Below are 19,173 nucleotides of genomic sequence, written 5' to 3'. Positions count from 1 at the left end.
ACCGCTCAGGGAGCGCCACGTGGCGCAAATGGTTCCCGGCTAAGACCTTTCTCGCGAAGCTCATCGAGGTAACTGTCCCAGCGGGCATCCCTGTTTCGGCCGAGGTCCAGAAGGTAATCCCAGCTGAACAGACCCGTATCATGCATGTCGTCAAAGACGATGCGCACGGCATAATTGCCAACGGGCTCCATCCTTGCAATCGCGACGTTCATCTTGCCAGGCACGGTTACACGCTGTTCGGGCGAATGGCCCTGCACCTCAGCCGACGGGGACGCGACACGCAGGAGTTCGGCAGTCAAGTCATAGCTCTCGCCATTGTCGAAGGTGATCGTCAGAGATCGCCGATCTTTGCTGACCCGCAGTTCTGTCGGCCAAGCGTTTGTCATGATATGATCCTCGTAGCTGCCCCCTGTGTAAGCACCACGAAGCCTAACGGCAAGGTTGCATATAGTTTTCCTTGAAACAGCATGTTGCGAGCGGTGACTGGACAAGCAGGCGGCGGCACCTTATCTCTCCTCAGAGGAGGATACGATTGGACCACGTTTCATTGCTCGACAGCGCCACACCACAAACACCGATGATTGATCCGTTCGGTCGAACGATCAACTATCTGCGCGTTTCCGTAACGGATCGCTGCGATTTCCGCTGCACCTATTGCATGTCGGAACACATGACCTTCTTGCCCAAGAAAGATCTGCTCACGCTCGAGGAACTGGATCGCCTCTGCACCGCCTTCATCGAAAAAGGGGTAAAGAAGCTTCGCCTTACCGGTGGCGAGCCACTCGTGCGCAGAAACATCATGCACCTGATCTGTGAACTCTCCCGTCACCTCAGATCGGGCGCCCTTGAGGAATTGACGCTGACCACCAACGGTTCACAGTTGGCCCGGTATGCCGACGAACTGGCCGCAAATGGTGTCAGGCGCATCAACGTGTCGCTGGACACGCTCGATGCCGATAAGTTCCATGCAATTACACGCTGGGGCGATTTCAACCGCGTCATGGACGGCATCAACGCAGCCCAGCGTGCCGGTATCCGCATCAAACTGAATGCGGTTGCTCTTAAAGGCTTCAACGATCACGAGATCCCCGAGATGATCCGTTGGGCGCATGGTCGCGGCATGGATCTGACGCTGATCGAGACCATGCCCATGGGCGAGATTGATCTCGATCGGACCGATCAATACCTGCCTCTGTCCTTGCTGCGTGCCAAACTGGGCGAACAATTCACGCTGGAAGACATCCCCTATAAGACCGGGGGGCCCGCACGCTACGTCGAGGTCAAGGAAACCGGCGGACGCGTCGGGTTCATTACACCAATGACCCATAACTTCTGCGAGAGTTGCAATCGCGTTCGCCTGACCTGCACCGGAACGCTGTACATGTGCCTTGGCCAAGAGGACGCTGCCGATTTGCGCGAACCCTTGCGCGCGTCCGAAGGCAATGAACTTCTGAACAATGCCATCGACGAAGCCATCGGCCGCAAGCCCAAGGGACACGATTTCATCATCGATCGACGCCACAACCGTCCAGCAGTCTCGCGGCATATGAGCGTCACCGGCGGCTAGAATAACTGCCCTGCAAACATAGCGAGTGCTTTGGCGCACGAGGGTTGATATATCAACTCACGCGATTCCGGAGGAGAATCGCCGTCCTCAACTGGAATGATCATCTTGGCGCTTTCTCCCAATCTGCGTGGCAGCCTGTTCATGGCCATTGGCATGGCCAGCTTCACCTTCAATGACGCCATGGTGAAATATGTCGGCGAGCACATGAACATGGGACAGGTCATGCTCGTGCGGGGGTCTATCGCCACCGTGCTGATCCTGGCATTAGCCTGGCACAAGGGCATGCTGATACCGCTGCGCCACGCCCTCCACAAGATGACAGTTCTGCGAGTTGTCGGCGAAGTCGTCGGCACCGTGAGCTTCCTTGTTGCACTCGTTCATGTCCCCCTCGCCCTGACATCGGCAATCCTTCAGGCATTGCCTCTGGTCGTGACCGTGGGGGCGGCCATGCTGTTCGGTGAGCCTGTGGGCTGGCGGCGCTGGGTCGCCATCGCCGTCGGGTTTGTCGGGGTCCTCATCATCGTGCGGCCCGGAGGTGAAGGCGTAAGTCCTTACCTGTTCCTCATTGTCGTGACCGTGATCTTTGCCGCGCTGCGCGATCTTGCCACCCGCAAGGTCCCGAGAACGATCCCCGTATTGATGATCTCCGCATTGACGTCAGTCGGAGTTTCCCTTGCCGGCGTAGCGATGATCGGCCCGCTTGGCGGCTGGACACCGATGTCGCTGGTCAACACCCTGCTTCTGACGCTTGCCGCCTGCTGCGTGATCGTCGCCTATCACTTCATCATTCTTGCCATGCAGGAGGGCGAGATTTCCTTCGTCGCCCCATTCCGCTACACAAGTCTTCTCTGGGCTATTCTGCTCGGTTTCGTATTCTTCGGCGACTTGCCCGACATCCCGATGATCGTCGGCTCGGTCATCGTCATTGGCAGCGGCCTTTATACGCTCTACCGTGAGCGGATTGTTGATCGCATGAAGCCGGTAACAACGACGGCTGAAGCAACCGCAACATCGCCTGACGGAGTTTGAGCGTGCGAATTGCAGGTGTGATACTGGCGGGAGGGCAGTCCAGCCGGATGGGTGGGCAAGACAAGGCAATGCTGCCTTTCGGTAACCACCGCCTCATCGATCATGTTTATGAACGGCTGGCTCGCCAGATCGACACCGTCGCGGTGAACAGCAATGGTGATGCATCGCGGCTTGCTGACCTGCGGGCGAGCGTCATACCTGATGATGTCGGTGGATTTGCCGGTCCGCTCGCCGGTGTCCTTGCCGCGATGGAATGGGCTGCCGGTGAGGCGACACCGTTCTCGCACGTGGTGACTGTGGCAGCAGACACGCCGTTTTTCCCGGAAGATCTGGTTGATACGCTTCGCCGCTCCATCGTCGACGCGCCGGATCATATTGGCGTGGCCTCTTCCGGCAACAGGCTGCATCCTGTATTCGCACTGTGGCCCGTCTTCCTCAAGGCGGATCTGCGCCGCTGGTTGAGCGATGAAACGAACCGCCGCGTCGTCACCTGGATTGAGGGACATCCACACAGGGTCGCGGAATTTCCCGTTGTTGCGACGCAATCGGGCGTCCCCCTCGACCCGTTCTTTAACATCAACACGCCACAGGAACTGACGACCGCCCGGCAACAATGGACCGCTGCACGATGACCGCCAGGACACAGCATCGCATCTTCGGTATTACCGGATGGAAAAATTCGGGCAAGACGACACTGACCGTCAAGCTTGTCGCCGAGCTGACAAGGCGAGGCTGGCGCGTATCGACTGTGAAACACGCCCACCATGATTTCGATATCGACAAGGAAGGCACGGATTCCTATCGGCACCGCAAGGCCGGTGCAGGCGAAGTTGCAATCGTCTCCGACCAGCGCTGGGCCCTGATGCACGAATTGTCCGATGAAAACGAGCCGTCTCTGCTCGATATCGTTGGTCGCTTCGCCCCTTGCGACCTTGTACTGGTGGAAGGTTACAAGCGTGAACAGCACAAGAAGATCGAGACAAGAAGGCTAGAAGGCAGGTCAGGCGACCGCCTGACGCTGAACGACCCAACCATCGTGGCCATAGCGAGCGATCATGCGATCGCGGGGGAACACGTCCCCGTTTATGACCTGGATGATATTTCCGGTCTTGCTGATCTTGTTGAGCGCGAGAGCGAACTTTCGCGATAGCCGCATCAGAAAATGCCGTTTCAACCAGAACGCGCGCAACAAAAGTATAAGAGCGGAATATTTATGTGATTTTGCCCTTTAGATTCGTTCGGTGACGCACGATTCCCGGTTGCATTTGGCTGAAAACTAGTGGGAATATCCGGCCCAGTAGCAGCAAAACACTGCGACTTGCCCGGAAGGCTGTCCAAAAGAACAGGGGAACAGCCGGGCCATAAAAGAGAGGTTCAAATAATGCGTATCACCAAGCGTCTCGCACTCGCGATTTCCGCTGCAGCCCTTGCCATGACAATGGGTGCGGCACACGCACAGGACGCCCTTAAGCTAACAATCGCTTCCGAAGGGGCTTATCCTCCCTTCAACAACCTGACTCCAGATGGCAAGCTGGAAGGCTTTGACATCGATATCGGCAAGGCACTCTGTGCAGAGATGAAGGCCGATTGCACCTTCGTCACCCAGGATTGGGACGGCATGATTCCGGCCCTTCAGGCTGGCAAGTTTGACGCTATCATCGCGTCCATGTCGATCACGCCGGAGCGGCTGGAAAAGGTCGATTTCTCGAAGAAGTACTACAACACGCCACCGGCCATCGTCGTGCCGAAGGATTCCGACATCAAGGACATCTCTCCCGAGGCGCTGAAGGGCAAGACGCTTGGCGTGCAGGCCTCCACCAGCCACTCGAATTTTGCGGAGGCCAAGTACAGCGACTCCGAAATCAAGATGTATCCGACTGCGGACGAATACAAACTCGAGATGGCCAGTGGCCGTATCGACGCTGCAATGGATGACGTGATCGTGCTTGGCCAGTGGCTGGACAGCGATGCCGGCGCCTGCTGCAAGCTCCTCGGAACCATCGAGCCTGATGTCAAGATCCACGGACCTGGCGCCGGTGTAACCGTCAAGAAGGGCAATACGGAATTGGCTGACAAGTTCAGCACCGCCATTGCCGCGATCCGCGCGAACGGAAAGTACAAGGAAATCAACGACAAGTACTTCAAGATCGACGTGTACGGCGGCGAGGATTGAGCCCAACGATCTGACTTGATAAAAAAGGTAGATGGCGGCCACGCCGCCATCTACACTCTGAACTTCAAATAATGACGGGCCGGCTCACAAGGGCCAAGGGGAATAGCCCGCAAGACATGAAAGTTGCCTATGGAAGGCTCGATAGCGCTACTTGGTTTTGGCGAAGGCGGATGGGGCCCGAGCATTGCCAGCGGGATACTTGTCACGGTCAGCCTGGCCCTGGCAACGCTGCCGCTAGGATTGGCAATCGGCTTTTTCGTCGCGCTGGGTAAGCAATCACCGGAACCATCCGTCAAGCTTGCTGCAAACATGTACACCACGATTTTTCGTGGCCTGCCCGAACTGCTCACGCTGTTTCTGGTCTATTTTGGCGGGCAGATTGGTATCCAGAAGCTGGGCCAGCTTTTCGGCTATACCGGTACAATCGAGATCAATTCCTTCATCGCCGGCATGTTTGCAATGGGAACCGTTTTTTCCTCCTATGCCAGCGAAGTGTTTCTGTCGGCGTTCCGGGCGATACCTAAAGGCCAGTATGAAGGCGGGTATGCCATCGGCCTGTCCAGCGGCCAGACAATGCGCAAGATCATCCTGCCGCAGCTGATCCGCATTGCGCTTCCCGGGCTTGGCAATCTCTGGATGATCCTGCTCAAGGATACGGCGCTCGTCTCGGCCATTGGGCTCGCCGACATCCTGCGCCAGACTGCCGTCGCAGCACGGGTGACGAAACATGCGTTCCTCTTCTACGGCACGGCTTGCATGATCTATCTTGCACTTGCCATCCTGTCCTCGTTCGTCATCGATGGTATCGATCGCTGGGCCGCCAAGAGTGGAGTGAAGCGATGACGGAGAGCTTCATCAATGCACGGACACCCGCTGTGCTGCGGCCACCGATCCCGCCCAGGGGCTGGACCCGTTCGCGCGTGTTGGGTCATCTGCTGGTCGGACTTTGGTTCGCACTCCTGCTTGGCCTCGTGTTGTATCTTTACAGTGCCTGGAACATTGAACTCGTAAAGAAATACGCGCCGACATATCTGTCTGGCCTATGGACCACGATTTCCCTCGTCGGCAGTTCGATCATCCTGGGGGCCGTGCTGTCCATCCCCGTCGTTCTGGGCCGCCTGAGCAAGAACCGCATCATTTCTTCGATTGCCTATTTCTATGTCTATTTCTTCCGTGGGACACCGCTGATCGCCCAAGTATTCCTGATCTACTATGGCGTTGGCTCGTTCAGCAAAGAGCTTCAGTCGGTCGGCCTGTGGATATTCTTCCGTGAGGCCTGGTTTTGTGCCTTGCTTGCATTCGGATTGAACACAGCAGCTTACCAGGCCGAGATACTGCGCGGCGCGATCCGCAGCGTTCCCTTGGGACAATGGGAAGGTGCGGCATCACTTGGCATCTCGAAATCCGTCACTTTCCGGAAGATCATCCTTCCACAGGCGCTCATCGTCGCGCTGCGCCCCTATGGCAATGAAGTGATCCTTATGATCAAGGGATCGGCCATCGTGGCATTGATCTCCGTCTACGATCTGATGGGGTATACGAAGCTTGCCTACTCACGCACGTTTGATTTCCAGACATATCTGTGGACCGCAATCATCTATCTGATCCTGGTGGAAATTCTCCGACATCTGTGGGATTGGATGGAGCGGCGGATTACCCGCCATCTGATTCGCTAGCAATCAATCCTCCATCGAAAGACACACCACATGCTGAAGATTTGGGGCCGGACAAACTCCAATAATGTCAAGAAGGCGCTTTGGGCTGCCGAAGAAGTGGGGGTTCCCTACGAAAACATCGCGGCAGGCGGGACATTCGGTGTGGTCTCCGATCCGGCGTACAAGGCGATGAATCCGAACGGCTTGGTACCGACACTTCAGGATCGCGACCTTGTTCTCTGGGAGAGCAATACAATCGTTCGCTACCTTGCCGCCCAATACGGCCGCGACACGATCTGGATCGAGGATACAGCGGCCAGGGCCAAAGCCGAAAAGTGGATGGACTGGACAACATCGACGTTGATCACCCCATTTCGCGATGTCTTCTTGAACATGGTACGCACGGCACCGGACAAGCGGGACCATGCCGCCATCGAAAAGGGCCGCCAGATTTGCAGCGATCTGTTTGGGATCGTTGACGCCACACTTGAATCGCAACCCTATCTCTCAGGCGAGACCTTCGGAATCGGCGATATCCCGCTGGGAGGTTTCGTATATGCCTGGTTCGAAATGGCGATCGAGCGGCCAGACCAGCCGCATCTCCTGGCCTGGTACCAACGCCTGCAACAGCGTCCGGCCTACCAGAAAGCGGTGATGATACCCCTCACCTGACCTCGTTTTGGGGATTCAGGCGCCATATGCCGAGCAGGTCGTCTTCGTAGAGTTTCGCGTCAACAGGAATGGCGATCGCTTCGGTGTTCGCCCATCTCTGCGCAAAATCCCGATAGTTTGCGGAAAAAACATTGCCCGACTGGCCGGTGGTCTGGATATAGGTAGATCGGTCAAGATCGGCCAGGTCGAACAGTCCGCGATAGCTGGTGCCGTGCGTCACACGGAATGGATTGCTGTCATCCGTGAACGAGGACTTGCCGCGATCAAGCGTATAGGCACCGCCAGACGCCGGTACAGTGATGTTGAAAAGCCGGTCGAGCGGACTGACCTGTGAAAATGGCCGGTGCGCGCCATAGGCATAATGCAACACACCCCAACTCCATTTTGAGCGATCTGGCCCGAGCCGCGTTTCCAGGTCCTTGATCGCATCGCCAAGCGCCAGCGCGAGCACATCGCCGCAACTTTCCCTTTCCGGCGTGCGCCGGTCGTCGCACCAGTCGCGCGCGGGATTAGGCCCCAGCCAGCGCAGCATCGCGTCGACATGGCCTTGCCAGAATGAGGGAAAGGCATCGCCGAGATCATCTTCCAGGATTCGCTTGACCGCCATTCTGAGCCAGGCATCGAAGAACAAGGGCTCGACGCGTGCCCGGTCCTCGACAAAGTCCCAGGCTTTCAACGAATTGAGAACGTCCAGGTCCACATCCTTTCGTCCCTCCACCAGCCCAAGCATGATAGGAGCCAACGTGGCATAGGCATTGTCGTAGGTGTCGCCCTGAACAGTGCGGTTGGTTTCAAGCGTTTGCTGGTTTGCGCCATAGACGAGTGACTTGATCCGCTCGAGCCGCCACGGTTCATCCCAATCGAAGGTCAGGAAATGAGGGTAAGCCCCATCGACCAGCTTGGTGTTGGCCGTGGCCAGCGCGTTTTCGACGGGATTATAGGCGCGCGGCAATTCTTCATAACGGATGAAACCTTTCCAGTCATAGGTGCCGTCCCAGCCCGGTGATGGAGCGCGGCCCATGATCTGGTTGGCCGGGTCACGAACAGGGACCCTGCCCGGCGCGATAAGGCCGATATTGCCAGCCGCATCGGCAATGACGATCGCCTGCATCGGCGTCACGAAATCGCGCATTCCGTCCTGGAAGTCCGCAACGCTGGCGAAATCCCAGAGTTTCAGGCCCGCTGAAATCGTCTTGTCGTCGCCAGCCAACGCAGTCCAGGACAGGGATGCGACGGTGCCATCGGGAAGGTAATGGTCGAGGCCACGATAGTCGGCCGGCAGGACAGGGCCGTGCCGGCTTACAAGACGGTCAAAATGGACGGCATCACCATTCTTGACGTTGATTGTAACGGCATTCCTCTCGAATGATCTGAAACCCTCAGGCGCCTGGTACTGGTTCGGATCGCCGGGGTTGAGCCTCTCGATGAAAATGTCCTGCACATCGGCACCCGCATTGGTGAAGCCCCAGGCCAACCTGTCGTTGCGACCCAGCAGGACCAGCGGCGCTCCAGGCAAGGTGACGCCTACGAGGTTCTTCGATGTTCCATCGCTGTTATTGACCTGAAGATGTGCCAGATACCATATCCCCGGCGCAGTCAGCCCAAGATGCGGATCGTTGGCCAGAATCGGCTTCCCGCTTTCGGTGCGCGCCCCGCCAATGACCCAGTTGTTCGAGGCGCCGCTGCCCATGACCTGGTCCAGGGATGCAAACTTCCCCTCTGTCTCGACGGCACCGGCCTTGAGCGTTCCGGTGGACAACCCGAGCAGTTGCCGCAAGTCCGGCAATGGTAGTGGATTGTCGCCCGGCACAGGGGGTTGCAAGTCTGTCATCTCAGCATCACTCATGCCGAGGCGCGCAAATTTCAACCGCAGCACCTCGCTGTCGATATTGGCCGCAAGAGTGACGGACATGAGTTTCAACGTCACGATGACATCGGCTGGCGTCCACTTTTCCGGCGAGTGTCCGAGAATGACAAATTCAGGCGAATACTTTGACCCGAAAACCGGGCCTGGGCTGGCGATGAAGGCGTTGATGCCGCGTACATAGGCCTCGATCTTCTGGCGGTCCGCATCGTCCAGCGTTGCAACTGAATTCTCTGCCGCCTGGTATAGACCAATCGATCGGATGAAGCGGTCGGTCGATATAGTCTTGTCGCCGAAAATCTCGGAAAGACGCCCCTGCCCGGCCATGCGGTTCATTTCCATTTGCCACAGACGTTCCTGCGCATGCACGAAACCGAGCGCCATCAAAACATCATCTGTGGAGTTGCCGCTGATGTGCGGGACGGCGTTCTTGTCTCGGGTAACCGTAACGGGACCTGACAGATTGGCGAGGGAGATCTCGCCTGTGGCGGGTACCACTGAACGGGCCAACCAGACATAGCCGAGGATCGAGGCCAGTATTGCGATAGGGAGAAGGGAGAAAACAATCCACAATAGGCCTTTGACGATCCGCCGCATTGTCCTAACGTCCCTCAATCCTGTTACTCAACAATTTGGCCTATCTGACAGAGGAAACTACGGAATGGCAACAGTCGCTTTTATTGGTCTTGGCGTCATGGGATACCCGATGGCGGGTCATCTGAAATCACGCGGCGGCCATGACGTTACCGTCTTTAACCGCAACACAGAAAAAGCAAGGAAGTGGACGGAGCAGTTCAAAGGCGCATACGAACCAACGCCGAAGGAGGCTGCGGCCGACAAGGACTTCGTGTTTTCTTGTGTCGGCAACGATGACGACCTGCGCTCGGTAACGATCGGTGAAAACGGCGCATTTCACTCGATGAAGAAGGGAGCGGTCTTCATCGACAATACTACGGCATCTGCCGAGGTGGCCCGCGAACTGGACGCCGAGGCCCGGAAGAAAGGCATCCATTTTCTGGACGCGCCGGTGTCCGGCGGTCAAGCGGGAGCTGAGAATGGAGCTCTTACCGTAATGGTCGGCGGCGAGCAGGAACCATTCGACAGGGCCAAGCCAGTCATCGAGTCGTTTGCCAAGATGGTTGGCCTGATGGGACCTGCCGGCGCCGGCCAATTGACGAAGATGATCAACCAGATCTGTATCGCCGGACTGGTCCAGGGCCTTGCTGAAGGCATCCATTTCGGCAAGAGGGCTGGCCTTGACATCGAGAAGGTGATCGAAGTCATTTCCAAGGGTGCTGCCGGCTCGTGGCAGATGGAAAATCGCCACAAGACGATGAACGCCGGGAAATATGATTTCGGCTTTGCGGTGGACTGGATGCGCAAGGATCTTGGAATCTGCCTTGCAGAAGCCGATCGCAACAATGCAAAGCTGCCGGTTACGGCCTTGGTCGATCAGTTCTACAAGGATGTCCAGATCATGGGCGGCAATCGTTGGGATACGTCATCGTTGCTGGCACGTCTCGAAAAATAAAAGACAGGCCTGCCTGTCAAATCAGGCCGGCTCCTTCTCAATGCTCATGTAATCGAGCGGCAATTCCGTCGTATACTTGATCTGCTCCATGGCGAATGCGGATGATACGTCACGTATGTCGATCTTGGTGATCAAGCGCTTGTAAACGGCATCGTAGGCTGCGATGTCCGGCACAACCACCCTTAAGAGATAATCGACATCGCCGCTCATGCGGTAAAATTCGACCACTTCCGGAAACTCCTGCACGACTTCAGAAAAGCGCTTGAGCCATTCATTGCTGTGCGATCCCGTGCGGATCGAGACAAAGACTGTCACCCTGGTATTGACCCGGACCGGATCGAGAATGGCAACGCGGCGCTGGATCACGCCATCTTCTTCCAGCTTCTGGATACGACGCCAGCATGGCGTCGTCGAAAGTCCGACTTTTTTTGCCACGTCGGCCACGGCAAGCGTTGCATCCTCCTGCAGGAGGCGAAGAATCTTTCGGTCAAGTCTATCCATGATTGTCTACCCTGTGGAATGGGATACTTTATGGTCCGATAATCAGTCAGCGTACAAGAAAATTATTCTAATCTTTCCAAATATGAAAAAAATTTCATCCGACCTATCGAGAAATTAGAATTCCGACCTTCTCCCGCAGCACCGGGAGAACGTTCTGAGTGAACCATGGATTCTTCTTCAACCAGACGTTGTTGCGCCAAGACGGATGCGGCAGGGGCAGAACAGCCGGACCGATCCCCGTTTCGAAATAGGCACGCCAGTTCGATACCGTCTCGCTCATGCTTGCGCGGCGGCGGCTACCGAGATGATAGGCCTGCGCATATTGTCCGATCGTCAATATCAGTTCGATCTGTGGCATGGACCGGAATACGCGGTCGTGCCAGGTTTCGCGGCATTCCCGCCTTGGCGGGCGATCGCCGCCATGCGCATCATACCCTGGAAAGCAGAAACCCATCGGCACGATGGCAAATTTGTTTGCGTCATAGAAGGTTTCACGATCGACACCGAGCCAGTCACGCAAACGGACTCCCGACGGATCGTTGAAAGGCACGCCGGTGTTGTGAACCCTGATACCCGGCGCTTGCCCGCAGATGACGATGCGTGCCGTGGAAGAAAGCACGCACACTGGATTTGGATCGTCCGGCAAAGGCGCGCCATAGCGCGGTGTATCGCGGCATATCCGGCATGCCCTGATTTCGGCCGCCAAGTACTCGAGAGCGTTGTCAACGCCAGCCAAAATCAGGCCTTGGCACTGGCACGCATCGATACGGCAGCGTGCCAACGTTTGAGGTGAACATATTCTTCCGGGATCAGAATTTTCGCTGGCTTGAGGAAATCGAGCGCGACCAAAAGGGTAATATCGGCAATGGAGAATTCGCTACCCGCAATGAATTCATTGATTGCGAGCTGGTCATCCATGATTTTCATATAGGCCACGGCCTTGGGACGGTTCACCTCACCCCATGCAGCCACTTGCGGGACTTCCCATTCAACCATGGCTGGATGCGTATGCCGGAAAGCCGCGGTGATCGAGGCCAACAGGTAGAGCTCGACACGCCGGTTCCACATTTCGACCTGGGCCTTGCCGACGGCACCCCTGCCGAAGAGCGCGGGCTCCGGGTAAAGCTCTTCGAAATAGCGTGAGATTGCCACCGACTCCGTAAGGATCGTACCATCGTCAAGCTCGAGTATCGGCAGTCGCTGAAATGGATTGAGCGCCGTGATGTCTGCGGATTTGTGAGCCATCACAGCCATGTCAACGGGGATCAGCGGCACTTCAACCCCTTTCTCTGCCAGGAAGATTCGCATGCGGCGCGGATTCGGCGCACGCCCGCCATCATACAGCTTCACCAAAATTCTCCAGCCAGGCGACGAACCCAGTCAAATATCTGATCAAGCCCATATGTTGGACGATCGGGTTGCGGTTGAAACTGTTCAGGCATTTCTTCGTGCTCCCTGCGCCAATCCTGCGGCGTTTCAAATCTGCTGGTCCACAGACCTTTCCTGGCTTCTCGCGCCTTCCCTTCTTCCTCTTGATAATCGCCATATGCGACGGCCTGTCCAGCCTCGATCATTGCGCGATTGATATTGGTTTCACCGACGCGGCAGACGGCGAGGCTTCGATTGTACTTGTCACGCCCATATGCTTCGCAACGAACTTCCCTGCCACTGATCAGCCGAAGCAGCGTCTGCCTGGACACCTGGCCACAGGCGCTCATTGCCGCCTCGGTGCCGCAACTCTGAACCAGTTCAGGCGCATCGATGCCCTTGAGCCGGATGTGGTTGCCGGAAATGGAAATCGTATCGCCATCGATGACATAAGCCCTGCCCGCCAGAGCTTGCACTGGCGCTCTCTGGTCGAGTCTTGCCACGAGCAGGATGACCAGGGCAAAGAACATCGCCATCAAGACGTAATCCAGCATTTTGCGGCCGAACGAACGTGGCGCAGAGTTACTATGCCACCTTCGGCGATAGCTGCGCATCATTGATTCTTCACGGAAAAACGCTGCGTCACGACCAACCTCCAAGCTTGGAAAACGATTCGATTCTTCACATTCGATTTGATGCTCTATTAATCATTTGTGAATAGGGTTGCGATGCAATGCTGCCGAAAGTGCAGATCTGAGGCCATCTGGAACGAGGCGCATGGCACTACTCGACGTGACCACAGCAGACAAGAACATCGTTGATCGCCGGAAAATGCCGCGCAACAAGGATCTGTCGGCCGTCATGCGAGGAGCCCGCGACCGCCTGATGGAGCGTACGGGCGTCAACCATTTCGAGCGTGAATTGCTGTTCATGCACACGCGCGCCCTGATCGTCAATTCAGCAACCATTCCGCTTTTGATCGCCATAATCGCCCTTATCGGCGTCGTTTCCGGTGTCGGAAAGAGCGTCGTTCTCTGGGCTGGTTTTACGATTGCCCTTTACGCGGTGCTCGGCCTCCTTGCACGGCGGCTCGCCAAGCAGGGCATCGACAATGAACATATCCGGCAATGGCAGTTGATCTATCTCGGCGGCCATTTCATGACCAGCATTGGCTGGGCCTATTTCGCCTATCTGCAGTGTGACGCCTGCGGCAGCAGCCTGTTTCCGGTCATAAAGGCAGTTGTCATCGTCCTGGCAATGGCGATCACCGCGATTGTCTCGTCGGCCCTGCGCGCCGCTATTCTTGCCGCATTCACCCTGCCGGTCATTACCTATACGCTTCTCGCATCCGGCAATCTGGGCGATCCGCTGACGGCGATCATGGTGGTAATGCTCTTCTCCGGCCTCGCGTTTTTCTATCTCGTGGCAACGCGCCTCAACCAGTCAGTGGCGGTAACCCTGGCACTCCAGTCCGAGAAGGACGCCTTGATTGCCGAACTTGAGACCGCCAACGCCATGTCTGATGAAGGAAGGCGACGCGCTGAGGAAGCCAATCTTGCCAAATCGCGCTTCCTTGCGTCCATGAGCCATGAACTGCGCACGCCGCTCAATGCCATTCTCGGTTTCTCCGAAGTCATGGCAAAGGAAGTCCTTGGTCCGATCCAAAACGGAACCTATCGCGAATATGCAAGCGACATTCATGCGTCGGGCGAACATCTGCTCAATCTGATCAACGAGATTCTTGATCTCAGTCGCATTGAAGCCGGCCGCTATTCCGTCAATGAAGAACCGCTGCTGTTGACCGATATCGCCAATGAATGCATCCACATGATGAATTTGAAGGCGCGCAACAAGGATGTCAGCCTCATCACGCAGTTCGAGACGGGAATGCTGCGCATCATGGCCGACGAACGTTCCATTCGCCAGATCCTGCTTAACCTTATCGCCAATGCCGTGAAGTTCACGCCGCCACACGGCAAGATTCACGTCAAGGTGGGTTGGACCGCCGGCGGCGGCCAGTACATTTCAGTGCGTGACAATGGTCCGGGCATTCCGCCCGACGAAATCCCTGTCGTGCTTTCCACATTCGGCCAGGGGTCGATCGCGATAAAGAACGCTGAACAGGGTACGGGCCTTGGCCTTCCGATCGTGCAGGCGCTCGTTCACGTCCACGATGGCGAGTTCCACCTGTTTTCCAAGCTGCGCGAAGGCACAGAAGCGCTTGCCACTTTCCCGCGGTCTCGTGTTATCCAGAGCACTCGTGCCATCGGGCGGAAACCCGGCCAAAAAAAAGCTGCCTAGAAAACTCAAGTTCAATTTATTGTTATTTGCTCGTTATTTAGCGGCATTGCATTGCTCCTTGCAGTGCAACACGGGAACCTAAACCAATGAACGCTAACGGAAACAGCCGTCCTCTGATCATCCCTGCCCTTGGCAACATTTATCACAATCTCGGTGAGCTTTCGGAAACGATCCTGCGTGTTATAGCCGGTGTGGCCCTGATCGTGCACGGGTCCGGAAAGATTGTGAATCCATTCGGTGCAACGGGCATGGTCGAAGGTCTGGGCTTCTACCCGGGCGTATTCTGGTCGCCGCTCCTGTCCGTTACCGAATTTGTCGGCGGCATCCTGCTCACGATCGGCCTCTTTACGCGACCGGCCGCTTTCGCGACAATGATCATCCTCGCCGTTACAATCTATTTCCACGGCATCGTGCAGGGACAGGGATGGAGTGGATCGGAAAAATCCATACTCTGGACAGCGATTCTCTTCTTCTTCGTCATTCGTGGCGCGAGTAGCCACTCGGTAGACGCCAGGATCGGCAAGGAATTCTGATCACCTGAAGAAGAAAGGCCTGCATTTGCAGGCCTTTTTCATTTCTACCGGTTGCTTACGCCGGCCTGATCGAACGTCGCCATGCCGCTATGGCACAGTGCGGCAGCCTTCACGATGCCCGCCGCAAGTGCGGCGCCCGTTCCCTCGCCAAGCCGCATGCCGAGATCAAGAAGCGGCCTTTTGCCCAACTTCTCCAGCACCTTGCGGTGACCGGGCTCCGCAGATACGTGACCGAAAAGGCAATGGTCGATGGCCTCCGGATTGGCCGCATGCAGGATCGCCGCCGCTGCGGTTGCGACATAGCCATCGATGATGACCGGGATCTTCTCCACGCGCGTCGCAAGGATCGCGCCTGCCATGGCCGCGATCTCGCGGCCGCCAAGGCGCCGAAGCACCTCCAGGGGATCCTTCAGGTGCGATGAATGCAGGGCCACGGCGGTCTGCACCGCGTTGGTCTTACGCTTCAGCCCCTCACTGTCGGCCCCGGTGCCCGGCCCAACCCAGTCTTCCGCCGCGCCTCCATAAAGTGCATGGAAGATGGCAGCTGCAATCGTCGTATTGCCGATGCCCATTTCGCCGATGCAAAGGAGATCCGTGCCCCCGGCAATGGACTCCATGCCGAACGCCATCGTCGCCGCACAGGTCTTTTCGTCCATGGCCGCTTCTTCGGTGATATCGGCAGTCGGGTATTCGAGCGCCAGGTCGAAAATCTTCAGGCCCAGATCATTGGCAATGCATATCTGGTTGATTGCCGCGCCTCCGGCTGCAAAATTCTCCACCATCTGCGCAGTTACCGATGATGGATAGGGCGACACCCCCTTTGCAGTGACACCGTGGTTACCGGCAAAGACGGCAACGAGCGGGCGTATCACCTGCGGGCGAGCGCGCCCGGTCCATGCTGCAAGCCATTCGACAATCTCTTCCATGCGTCCGAGCGCACCGGGCGGCTTGGTCAGGGTCGCATCGCGTTTGCGAACGGCGGCAACAGCGGCTTCGTCGGGTCCGGGCAATGTCTCGATCAAGGTACGAAAATCGTCAAATGGCAGGCCGGTGGTCATGATATCCCTTGCAATCAAGTCTTCATGGCAAATTAGGAACCCCCGTCCTATAAGCGCTCAAGAAGAAAACGCAAAGCCTATCCCGCGACGCACAGTGTCGCGACCCTTCGATCCAGAGGTTGCAGCATGGAATTGGTCCAGCAAACGATGCGGGCTCTAGCCTTCCTTTCACGACTGCCTGTTTCGGGACGCTGGTTCAATGGCTACGATGGCGCTCTCCACGATACTGTTCGTGGCTTTCCGCTTGCGGGTATTATCATCGCCCTCCCCGCTTCGATCGTCCTGCTGATTTCGGCCCTGCTGGACCTGCCGCACATCGTTGACGCGCTGTTGACGATCGCGGCACTGATCCTTACCAGCGGGGCACTGCATGAGGATGGACTTGCCGATGTGGCTGACGGCTTCTATGGCGGTAATACGGTCGAAACGCGCCTTTCGATCATGAAGGATTCTTCAATCGGGTCCTATGGCGCACTCGCCCTGATTGTGTCGGTCTTCATTCGAGCGGCGCTCCTAGCCGCCATCCTTGACGAGGTCGGGGCGATTCTTGCGTCGATCGTAGTCATTGGAACTGAGGCAGCCAGCCGTGGAACTCTGGTGAAGTTCTGGCAGAGCCTGCCGTCTGCTCGCGCCGGTGGCGTCGCCGATCGTGCTGGAACGCCGAAGGAAGACGAAGCCAACGCGGCGCTGGCAACAGGCGCTATTATCCTTGCCATCGGCTACGGCATCGCTGGCGGCCTCCTGGCAGTCGTCTGCGCGGTGCTGTTGACTGGCATCGTCTTCTATGGCTTTGCCGCGCTGTGCCGGGAGAAAATCGGCGGCCAAACCGGCGACACATTGGGTGCCGTGCAGCAGCTGGCCACGATTTCACTCCTGCTCGGACTTGTCATTGCGCTCTAGCCATCCCAAATCTCTCAAATGACCATCATCGAGTCGCCCTGCATTCTCGTTTGTGCCATCGACATCAATACCGGCTTTTGCTTCGGTTGCGGACGTACGCGCGAGGAAATTGGTGCCTGGTCGGTCATGTCGCCGGAAACCCGACGCACCATCATGGCCGATCTGCCTGGCAGGCTGGAAACCGTTGAGCGCCGTCCTCGTCGTGAGACCCGGCGAAGCCGGATGGCCCGTGAAAAACAGCAGGGAGCCTGAACGACGATGGGACGACTTTTCTGGATCATCATAGCCCTGATAGGCGGCACGCTGCTGCTGTTGATGGCCAATAGTGATGGTGGGTCGACGCTCGGCCTGGCGAATGACGATTTTGCCCGGTTCGCCTATATGGGCATCTGGGGCATTGTTCTTGCCTCTGCCCTCCTCGGTTCAGGTATTCGGCTCAGCCACTTCCTTCGCAGCATGGCAATCTGGGTCATCATCATTCTGGCGCTCGTCGCCGGCTATCAATATCGCTACGAATTGCAGGATGTCGGCCATCGGATCACTGCGGGGCTCATCCCTGGGAGTCCGATTTCCGTTCGGGATGATGCCGGGCTTGTGACTGTCACCCTGGTCAAGGCGGATAACGGGCATTTCGAAGTCAGGGGCGAGGTGAATGGCGCCTCGGTGCCCTTCATGGTGGATACGGGTGCGTCGTCCATCGTGCTCTCGGCCACCGATGCGCGAAGAGTGGGGCTCGATCCGGATAAACTTGCCTATGGAGTACCGGTCATGACTGCCAACGGCATGGCATCAGCAGCGAACGTCACATTGGACAGTATCAAGATCGGGGCCATCGAACGGCGCAATATACGCGCCATGGTGGTCAAGGATGGACGCATGGCCGGAAGCCTGCTCGGCATGAACTTCCTCAACTCGCTGAGCGGCTTCTCGGTCAGGGGCGACCGCCTGGTCCTCTCGGACTAGGCCGCTTCTTCCGTCACAGCGGTCCGGATCATCTCATATGCCCGGCGGATGACGGTGCTGGTTGCGCCGGTCTGATTGGCGTCGGTAGACAGCATCTGCCGCCAGCGGCGGGCTCCCGGAGCCCCATGAAACAGGCCGACCATGTGGCGCGTTACATGCGACAGTCGCCCGCCCCGCGCAATGTGGCCGTCCGCGTAGGCACACATGTGATCAATGATCGCATCCATCGATGGTGCGGCGGCGCCATCCCCATATATTCGCGTATCAACATCAAGCAGGATCATGGGGTTGTGATAGACAGCGCGACCAAGCATGACACCGTCAACATGATTCAAATGGTGAACGGCTTCATCAAGTGACTGAACGCCGCCATTGATCCCGATGAATTGATTCGGATATTGCCGCTTCAGGCGATAGACGCGCTCGTAGTCCAGCGGCGGAATTTCACGATTTTCCTTCGGTGAAAGTCCTTTGAGCCAAGCCTTGCGCGCATGTACCCACAATGCATCGGTACCGGCATTGAACACACGTCCCGCAAGTGCGTCGAGGGCAACTTCCGTGTCCTGATCATCGACGCCAATGCGGCACTTGACCGTTACCGGCACCGCGACCTTGTGCTTCATCGCATCCACGCAGGCGGCGACTATGTCCGGCGTCCGCATCAGACACGCACCAAAAGTACCCGATTGAACACGATCGGATGGGCAGCCGACATTGAGATTGATTTCCCGATAGCCCATGGCTTCGCCGATGCGGGCCGCTTCGGCGAGCTTGGCCGGATCAGATCCACCGAGTTGCAGTGCGACCGGATGCTCGGCCTCGGCGAAACCCAGAATTCGGTCGCGATTGCCATGGATTGCGGCATCGGCGACCACCATCTCCGTGTAGAGCAAGGCGTGGCGCGTGAACTGGCGATGCAGCATGCGGCAATGGCGATCCGTCCAATCGATCATCGGCGCAACGGCGAAACGATCGTTCCAGTATCCACTGTATGTTTCAGCTCTGTCGGCCACCGGTAGCATCTTTCAAACTGGTCGTTCATCAAATTCCGGACACGC

At 57.2% G+C, this 19,173-nt stretch carries 22 protein-coding genes; 14 read left to right on the top strand and 8 right to left on the bottom strand.

Translation table 11 applies throughout. The annotated features are described in order from the left end of the window. Positions 1–5 precede the first annotated feature (5 nt). Entirely contained in the window at positions 6–386 is a 381-nt protein-coding gene (locus tag K9U38_RS01000; RefSeq protein WP_224492472.1) for a gamma-butyrobetaine hydroxylase family protein, read from the bottom strand. A 191-nt stretch (positions 387–577) separates the two neighbouring features. Here K9U38_RS01000 and moaA point away from each other — a divergent pair, with 191 nt between their 5' ends. From moaA to K9U38_RS00960, 8 genes are all read left to right on the top strand, one after another. Beyond that, positions 578–1,567, top strand: coding sequence for a GTP 3',8-cyclase MoaA (gene moaA / locus K9U38_RS00995; RefSeq protein WP_224492848.1), 990 nt, complete (start codon positions 578–580; stop codon positions 1,565–1,567). 105 nt (positions 1,568–1,672) lie between these two features. Next, a complete protein-coding gene (locus K9U38_RS00990) occupies positions 1,673–2,596 on the top strand; it encodes a DMT family transporter (protein WP_224492471.1) in 924 nt (307 codons plus the stop codon). Positions 2,597–2,598: 2 nt separating this feature from the next. Then, a complete protein-coding gene (gene mobA, locus K9U38_RS00985) occupies positions 2,599–3,228 on the top strand; it encodes a molybdenum cofactor guanylyltransferase MobA (protein ID WP_370631797.1) in 630 nt (209 codons plus the stop codon). Next, the gene (mobB, locus tag K9U38_RS00980) at positions 3,225–3,746 is read left to right on the top strand and encodes a molybdopterin-guanine dinucleotide biosynthesis protein B (protein ID WP_224492469.1); all 522 of its coding nucleotides are present in this window, start codon (positions 3,225–3,227) and stop codon (positions 3,744–3,746) included. Before mobA ends, mobB begins: the two co-directional genes overlap by 4 nt. Positions 3,747–3,977: 231 nt before the next feature. Then, positions 3,978–4,769 (top strand): ABC transporter substrate-binding protein, encoded by a 792-nt coding sequence (locus K9U38_RS00975; RefSeq protein ID WP_224492468.1) that lies wholly within the window; start codon positions 3,978–3,980, stop codon positions 4,767–4,769. A gap of 129 nt (positions 4,770–4,898) precedes the next feature. Continuing rightward, positions 4,899–5,612, top strand: coding sequence for an ABC transporter permease (locus K9U38_RS00970; protein WP_224492467.1), 714 nt, complete (start codon positions 4,899–4,901; stop codon positions 5,610–5,612). Then, positions 5,609–6,445 carry an ABC transporter permease gene (locus tag K9U38_RS00965; protein WP_224492466.1) on the top strand — a complete coding sequence of 279 codons (837 nt, stop codon included), beginning with the start codon at positions 5,609–5,611 and terminating at the stop codon, positions 6,443–6,445. Before K9U38_RS00970 ends, K9U38_RS00965 begins: the two co-directional genes overlap by 4 nt. A 30-nt stretch (positions 6,446–6,475) precedes the next feature. After that, positions 6,476–7,096, top strand: a complete 621-nt coding sequence (locus K9U38_RS00960) for a glutathione S-transferase family protein (RefSeq protein ID WP_224492465.1) — start codon at positions 6,476–6,478, stop codon at positions 7,094–7,096. Here K9U38_RS00960 and K9U38_RS00955 read toward each other — a convergent pair. After that, positions 7,089–9,557, bottom strand: coding sequence for a penicillin acylase family protein (locus K9U38_RS00955; RefSeq protein ID WP_224492464.1), 2,469 nt, complete (start codon positions 9,555–9,557; stop codon positions 7,089–7,091). The two genes, K9U38_RS00960 and K9U38_RS00955, sit on opposite strands and share 8 nt — an antisense overlap. A 64-nt stretch (positions 9,558–9,621) precedes the next feature. On the opposite strand from K9U38_RS00955, the gene K9U38_RS00950 reads away from it, so the two are divergent. Next, complete coding sequence (locus K9U38_RS00950; RefSeq protein WP_224492463.1) at positions 9,622–10,491, top strand: NAD(P)-dependent oxidoreductase; 870 nt, start codon at positions 9,622–9,624, stop codon at positions 10,489–10,491. Between the two features lie 21 nt (positions 10,492–10,512). On the opposite strand, the gene K9U38_RS00945 is transcribed toward K9U38_RS00950, so the two are convergent. The 4 genes from K9U38_RS00945 to K9U38_RS00930 all read right to left on the bottom strand — a co-directional run bounded on the left by K9U38_RS00945 (position 10,513) and on the right by K9U38_RS00930 (position 12,914). Continuing rightward, a complete protein-coding gene (locus K9U38_RS00945; protein ID WP_224492462.1) occupies positions 10,513–10,992 on the bottom strand; it encodes an Lrp/AsnC family transcriptional regulator in 480 nt (159 codons plus the stop codon). A 103-nt stretch (positions 10,993–11,095) separates the two neighbouring features. Continuing rightward, entirely contained in the window at positions 11,096–11,728 is a 633-nt protein-coding gene (locus tag K9U38_RS00940; protein ID WP_224492461.1) for a uracil-DNA glycosylase family protein, read from the bottom strand. Between the two features lie 2 nt (positions 11,729–11,730). Further along, positions 11,731–12,342 carry a glutathione S-transferase gene (locus K9U38_RS00935; RefSeq protein ID WP_224492460.1) on the bottom strand — a complete coding sequence of 204 codons (612 nt, stop codon included), beginning with the start codon at positions 12,340–12,342 and terminating at the stop codon, positions 11,731–11,733. Further along, a complete protein-coding gene (locus K9U38_RS00930; protein WP_224492459.1) occupies positions 12,339–12,914 on the bottom strand; it encodes a thermonuclease family protein in 576 nt (191 codons plus the stop codon). The genes K9U38_RS00935 and K9U38_RS00930 overlap by 4 nt, the downstream gene beginning before the upstream one ends. Before the next feature lie 223 nt (positions 12,915–13,137). On the opposite strand from K9U38_RS00930, the gene K9U38_RS00925 reads away from it, so the two are divergent. Further along, on the top strand, positions 13,138–14,661 hold the full coding sequence (locus K9U38_RS00925) for a sensor histidine kinase (RefSeq protein ID WP_224492458.1): 1,524 nt from the start codon (positions 13,138–13,140) through the stop codon (positions 14,659–14,661). An 86-nt stretch (positions 14,662–14,747) separates the two neighbouring features. Next, positions 14,748–15,194, top strand: coding sequence for a DoxX family protein (locus K9U38_RS00920; RefSeq protein WP_224492457.1), 447 nt, complete (start codon positions 14,748–14,750; stop codon positions 15,192–15,194). Positions 15,195–15,238: 44 nt separating this feature from the next. On the opposite strand, the gene cobT is transcribed toward K9U38_RS00920, so the two are convergent. Then, on the bottom strand, positions 15,239–16,255 hold the full coding sequence (gene cobT, locus K9U38_RS00915) for a nicotinate-nucleotide--dimethylbenzimidazole phosphoribosyltransferase (protein ID WP_224492847.1): 1,017 nt from the start codon (positions 16,253–16,255) through the stop codon (positions 15,239–15,241). A gap of 123 nt (positions 16,256–16,378) precedes the next feature. Here cobT and K9U38_RS00910 point away from each other — a divergent pair, with 123 nt between their 5' ends. From K9U38_RS00910 to K9U38_RS00900, 3 genes are read left to right on the top strand one after another with little or no spacing between them, the layout of a single operon-like run. Next, on the top strand, positions 16,379–17,152 hold the full coding sequence (locus K9U38_RS00910) for an adenosylcobinamide-GDP ribazoletransferase (RefSeq protein ID WP_224492456.1): 774 nt from the start codon (positions 16,379–16,381) through the stop codon (positions 17,150–17,152). 18 nt (positions 17,153–17,170) lie between these two features. Beyond that, positions 17,171–17,404 (top strand): DUF1289 domain-containing protein, encoded by a 234-nt coding sequence (locus K9U38_RS00905; RefSeq protein ID WP_224492455.1) that lies wholly within the window; start codon positions 17,171–17,173, stop codon positions 17,402–17,404. A 6-nt stretch (positions 17,405–17,410) separates the two neighbouring features. Next, a complete protein-coding gene (locus K9U38_RS00900; RefSeq protein ID WP_224492454.1) occupies positions 17,411–18,115 on the top strand; it encodes a TIGR02281 family clan AA aspartic protease in 705 nt (234 codons plus the stop codon). Here the strand turns inward: K9U38_RS00900 and dusA are convergent. Continuing rightward, positions 18,112–19,137, bottom strand: a complete 1,026-nt coding sequence (gene dusA / locus K9U38_RS00895; RefSeq protein ID WP_370631796.1) for a tRNA dihydrouridine(20/20a) synthase DusA — start codon at positions 19,135–19,137, stop codon at positions 18,112–18,114. The genes K9U38_RS00900 and dusA overlap by 4 nt on opposite strands. Positions 19,138–19,173: the final 36 nt, after the last annotated feature.

Origin of the sequence: Phyllobacterium lublinensis (assembly GCF_020164435.1) — a bacterium.
In the GTDB taxonomy this organism is placed as follows: domain Bacteria; phylum Pseudomonadota; class Alphaproteobacteria; order Rhizobiales; family Rhizobiaceae; genus Phyllobacterium; species Phyllobacterium lublinensis.
The sequence above is the reverse complement of the archived record's forward strand: the minus strand, read 5'-3'. Positions and strand labels throughout refer to the sequence as shown.

Excerpts from the sequence above, each read along its gene's own strand:
- K9U38_RS01000 (WP_224492472.1), bottom strand. The coding sequence starts at position 386 with ATGACAAACGCTTGGCCGACAGAACTGCGGGTCAGCAAAGATCGGCGA.
- moaA (WP_224492848.1), top strand. The coding sequence starts at position 578 with ATGATTGATCCGTTCGGTCGAACGATCAACTATCTGCGCGTTTCCGTA.
- mobB (WP_224492469.1), top strand. The coding sequence starts at position 3,225 with ATGACCGCCAGGACACAGCATCGCATCTTCGGTATTACCGGATGGAAA.
- K9U38_RS00975 (WP_224492468.1), top strand. The coding sequence starts at position 3,978 with ATGCGTATCACCAAGCGTCTCGCACTCGCGATTTCCGCTGCAGCCCTT.
- K9U38_RS00970 (WP_224492467.1), top strand. The coding sequence starts at position 4,899 with ATGGAAGGCTCGATAGCGCTACTTGGTTTTGGCGAAGGCGGATGGGGC.
- K9U38_RS00965 (WP_224492466.1), top strand. The coding sequence starts at position 5,609 with ATGACGGAGAGCTTCATCAATGCACGGACACCCGCTGTGCTGCGGCCA.
- K9U38_RS00960 (WP_224492465.1), top strand. The coding sequence starts at position 6,476 with ATGCTGAAGATTTGGGGCCGGACAAACTCCAATAATGTCAAGAAGGCG.
- K9U38_RS00955 (WP_224492464.1), bottom strand. The coding sequence starts at position 9,557 with ATGCGGCGGATCGTCAAAGGCCTATTGTGGATTGTTTTCTCCCTTCTC.
- K9U38_RS00950 (WP_224492463.1), top strand. The coding sequence starts at position 9,622 with ATGGCAACAGTCGCTTTTATTGGTCTTGGCGTCATGGGATACCCGATG.
- K9U38_RS00945 (WP_224492462.1), bottom strand. The coding sequence starts at position 10,992 with ATGGATAGACTTGACCGAAAGATTCTTCGCCTCCTGCAGGAGGATGCA.
- K9U38_RS00930 (WP_224492459.1), bottom strand. The coding sequence starts at position 12,914 with ATGCTGGATTACGTCTTGATGGCGATGTTCTTTGCCCTGGTCATCCTG.
- K9U38_RS00925 (WP_224492458.1), top strand. The coding sequence starts at position 13,138 with ATGGCACTACTCGACGTGACCACAGCAGACAAGAACATCGTTGATCGC.
- K9U38_RS00920 (WP_224492457.1), top strand. The coding sequence starts at position 14,748 with ATGAACGCTAACGGAAACAGCCGTCCTCTGATCATCCCTGCCCTTGGC.
- K9U38_RS00910 (WP_224492456.1), top strand. The coding sequence starts at position 16,379 with ATGGAATTGGTCCAGCAAACGATGCGGGCTCTAGCCTTCCTTTCACGA.
- K9U38_RS00905 (WP_224492455.1), top strand. The coding sequence starts at position 17,171 with ATGACCATCATCGAGTCGCCCTGCATTCTCGTTTGTGCCATCGACATC.
- K9U38_RS00900 (WP_224492454.1), top strand. The coding sequence starts at position 17,411 with ATGGGACGACTTTTCTGGATCATCATAGCCCTGATAGGCGGCACGCTG.
- dusA (WP_370631796.1), bottom strand. The coding sequence starts at position 19,137 with ATGCTACCGGTGGCCGACAGAGCTGAAACATACAGTGGATACTGGAAC.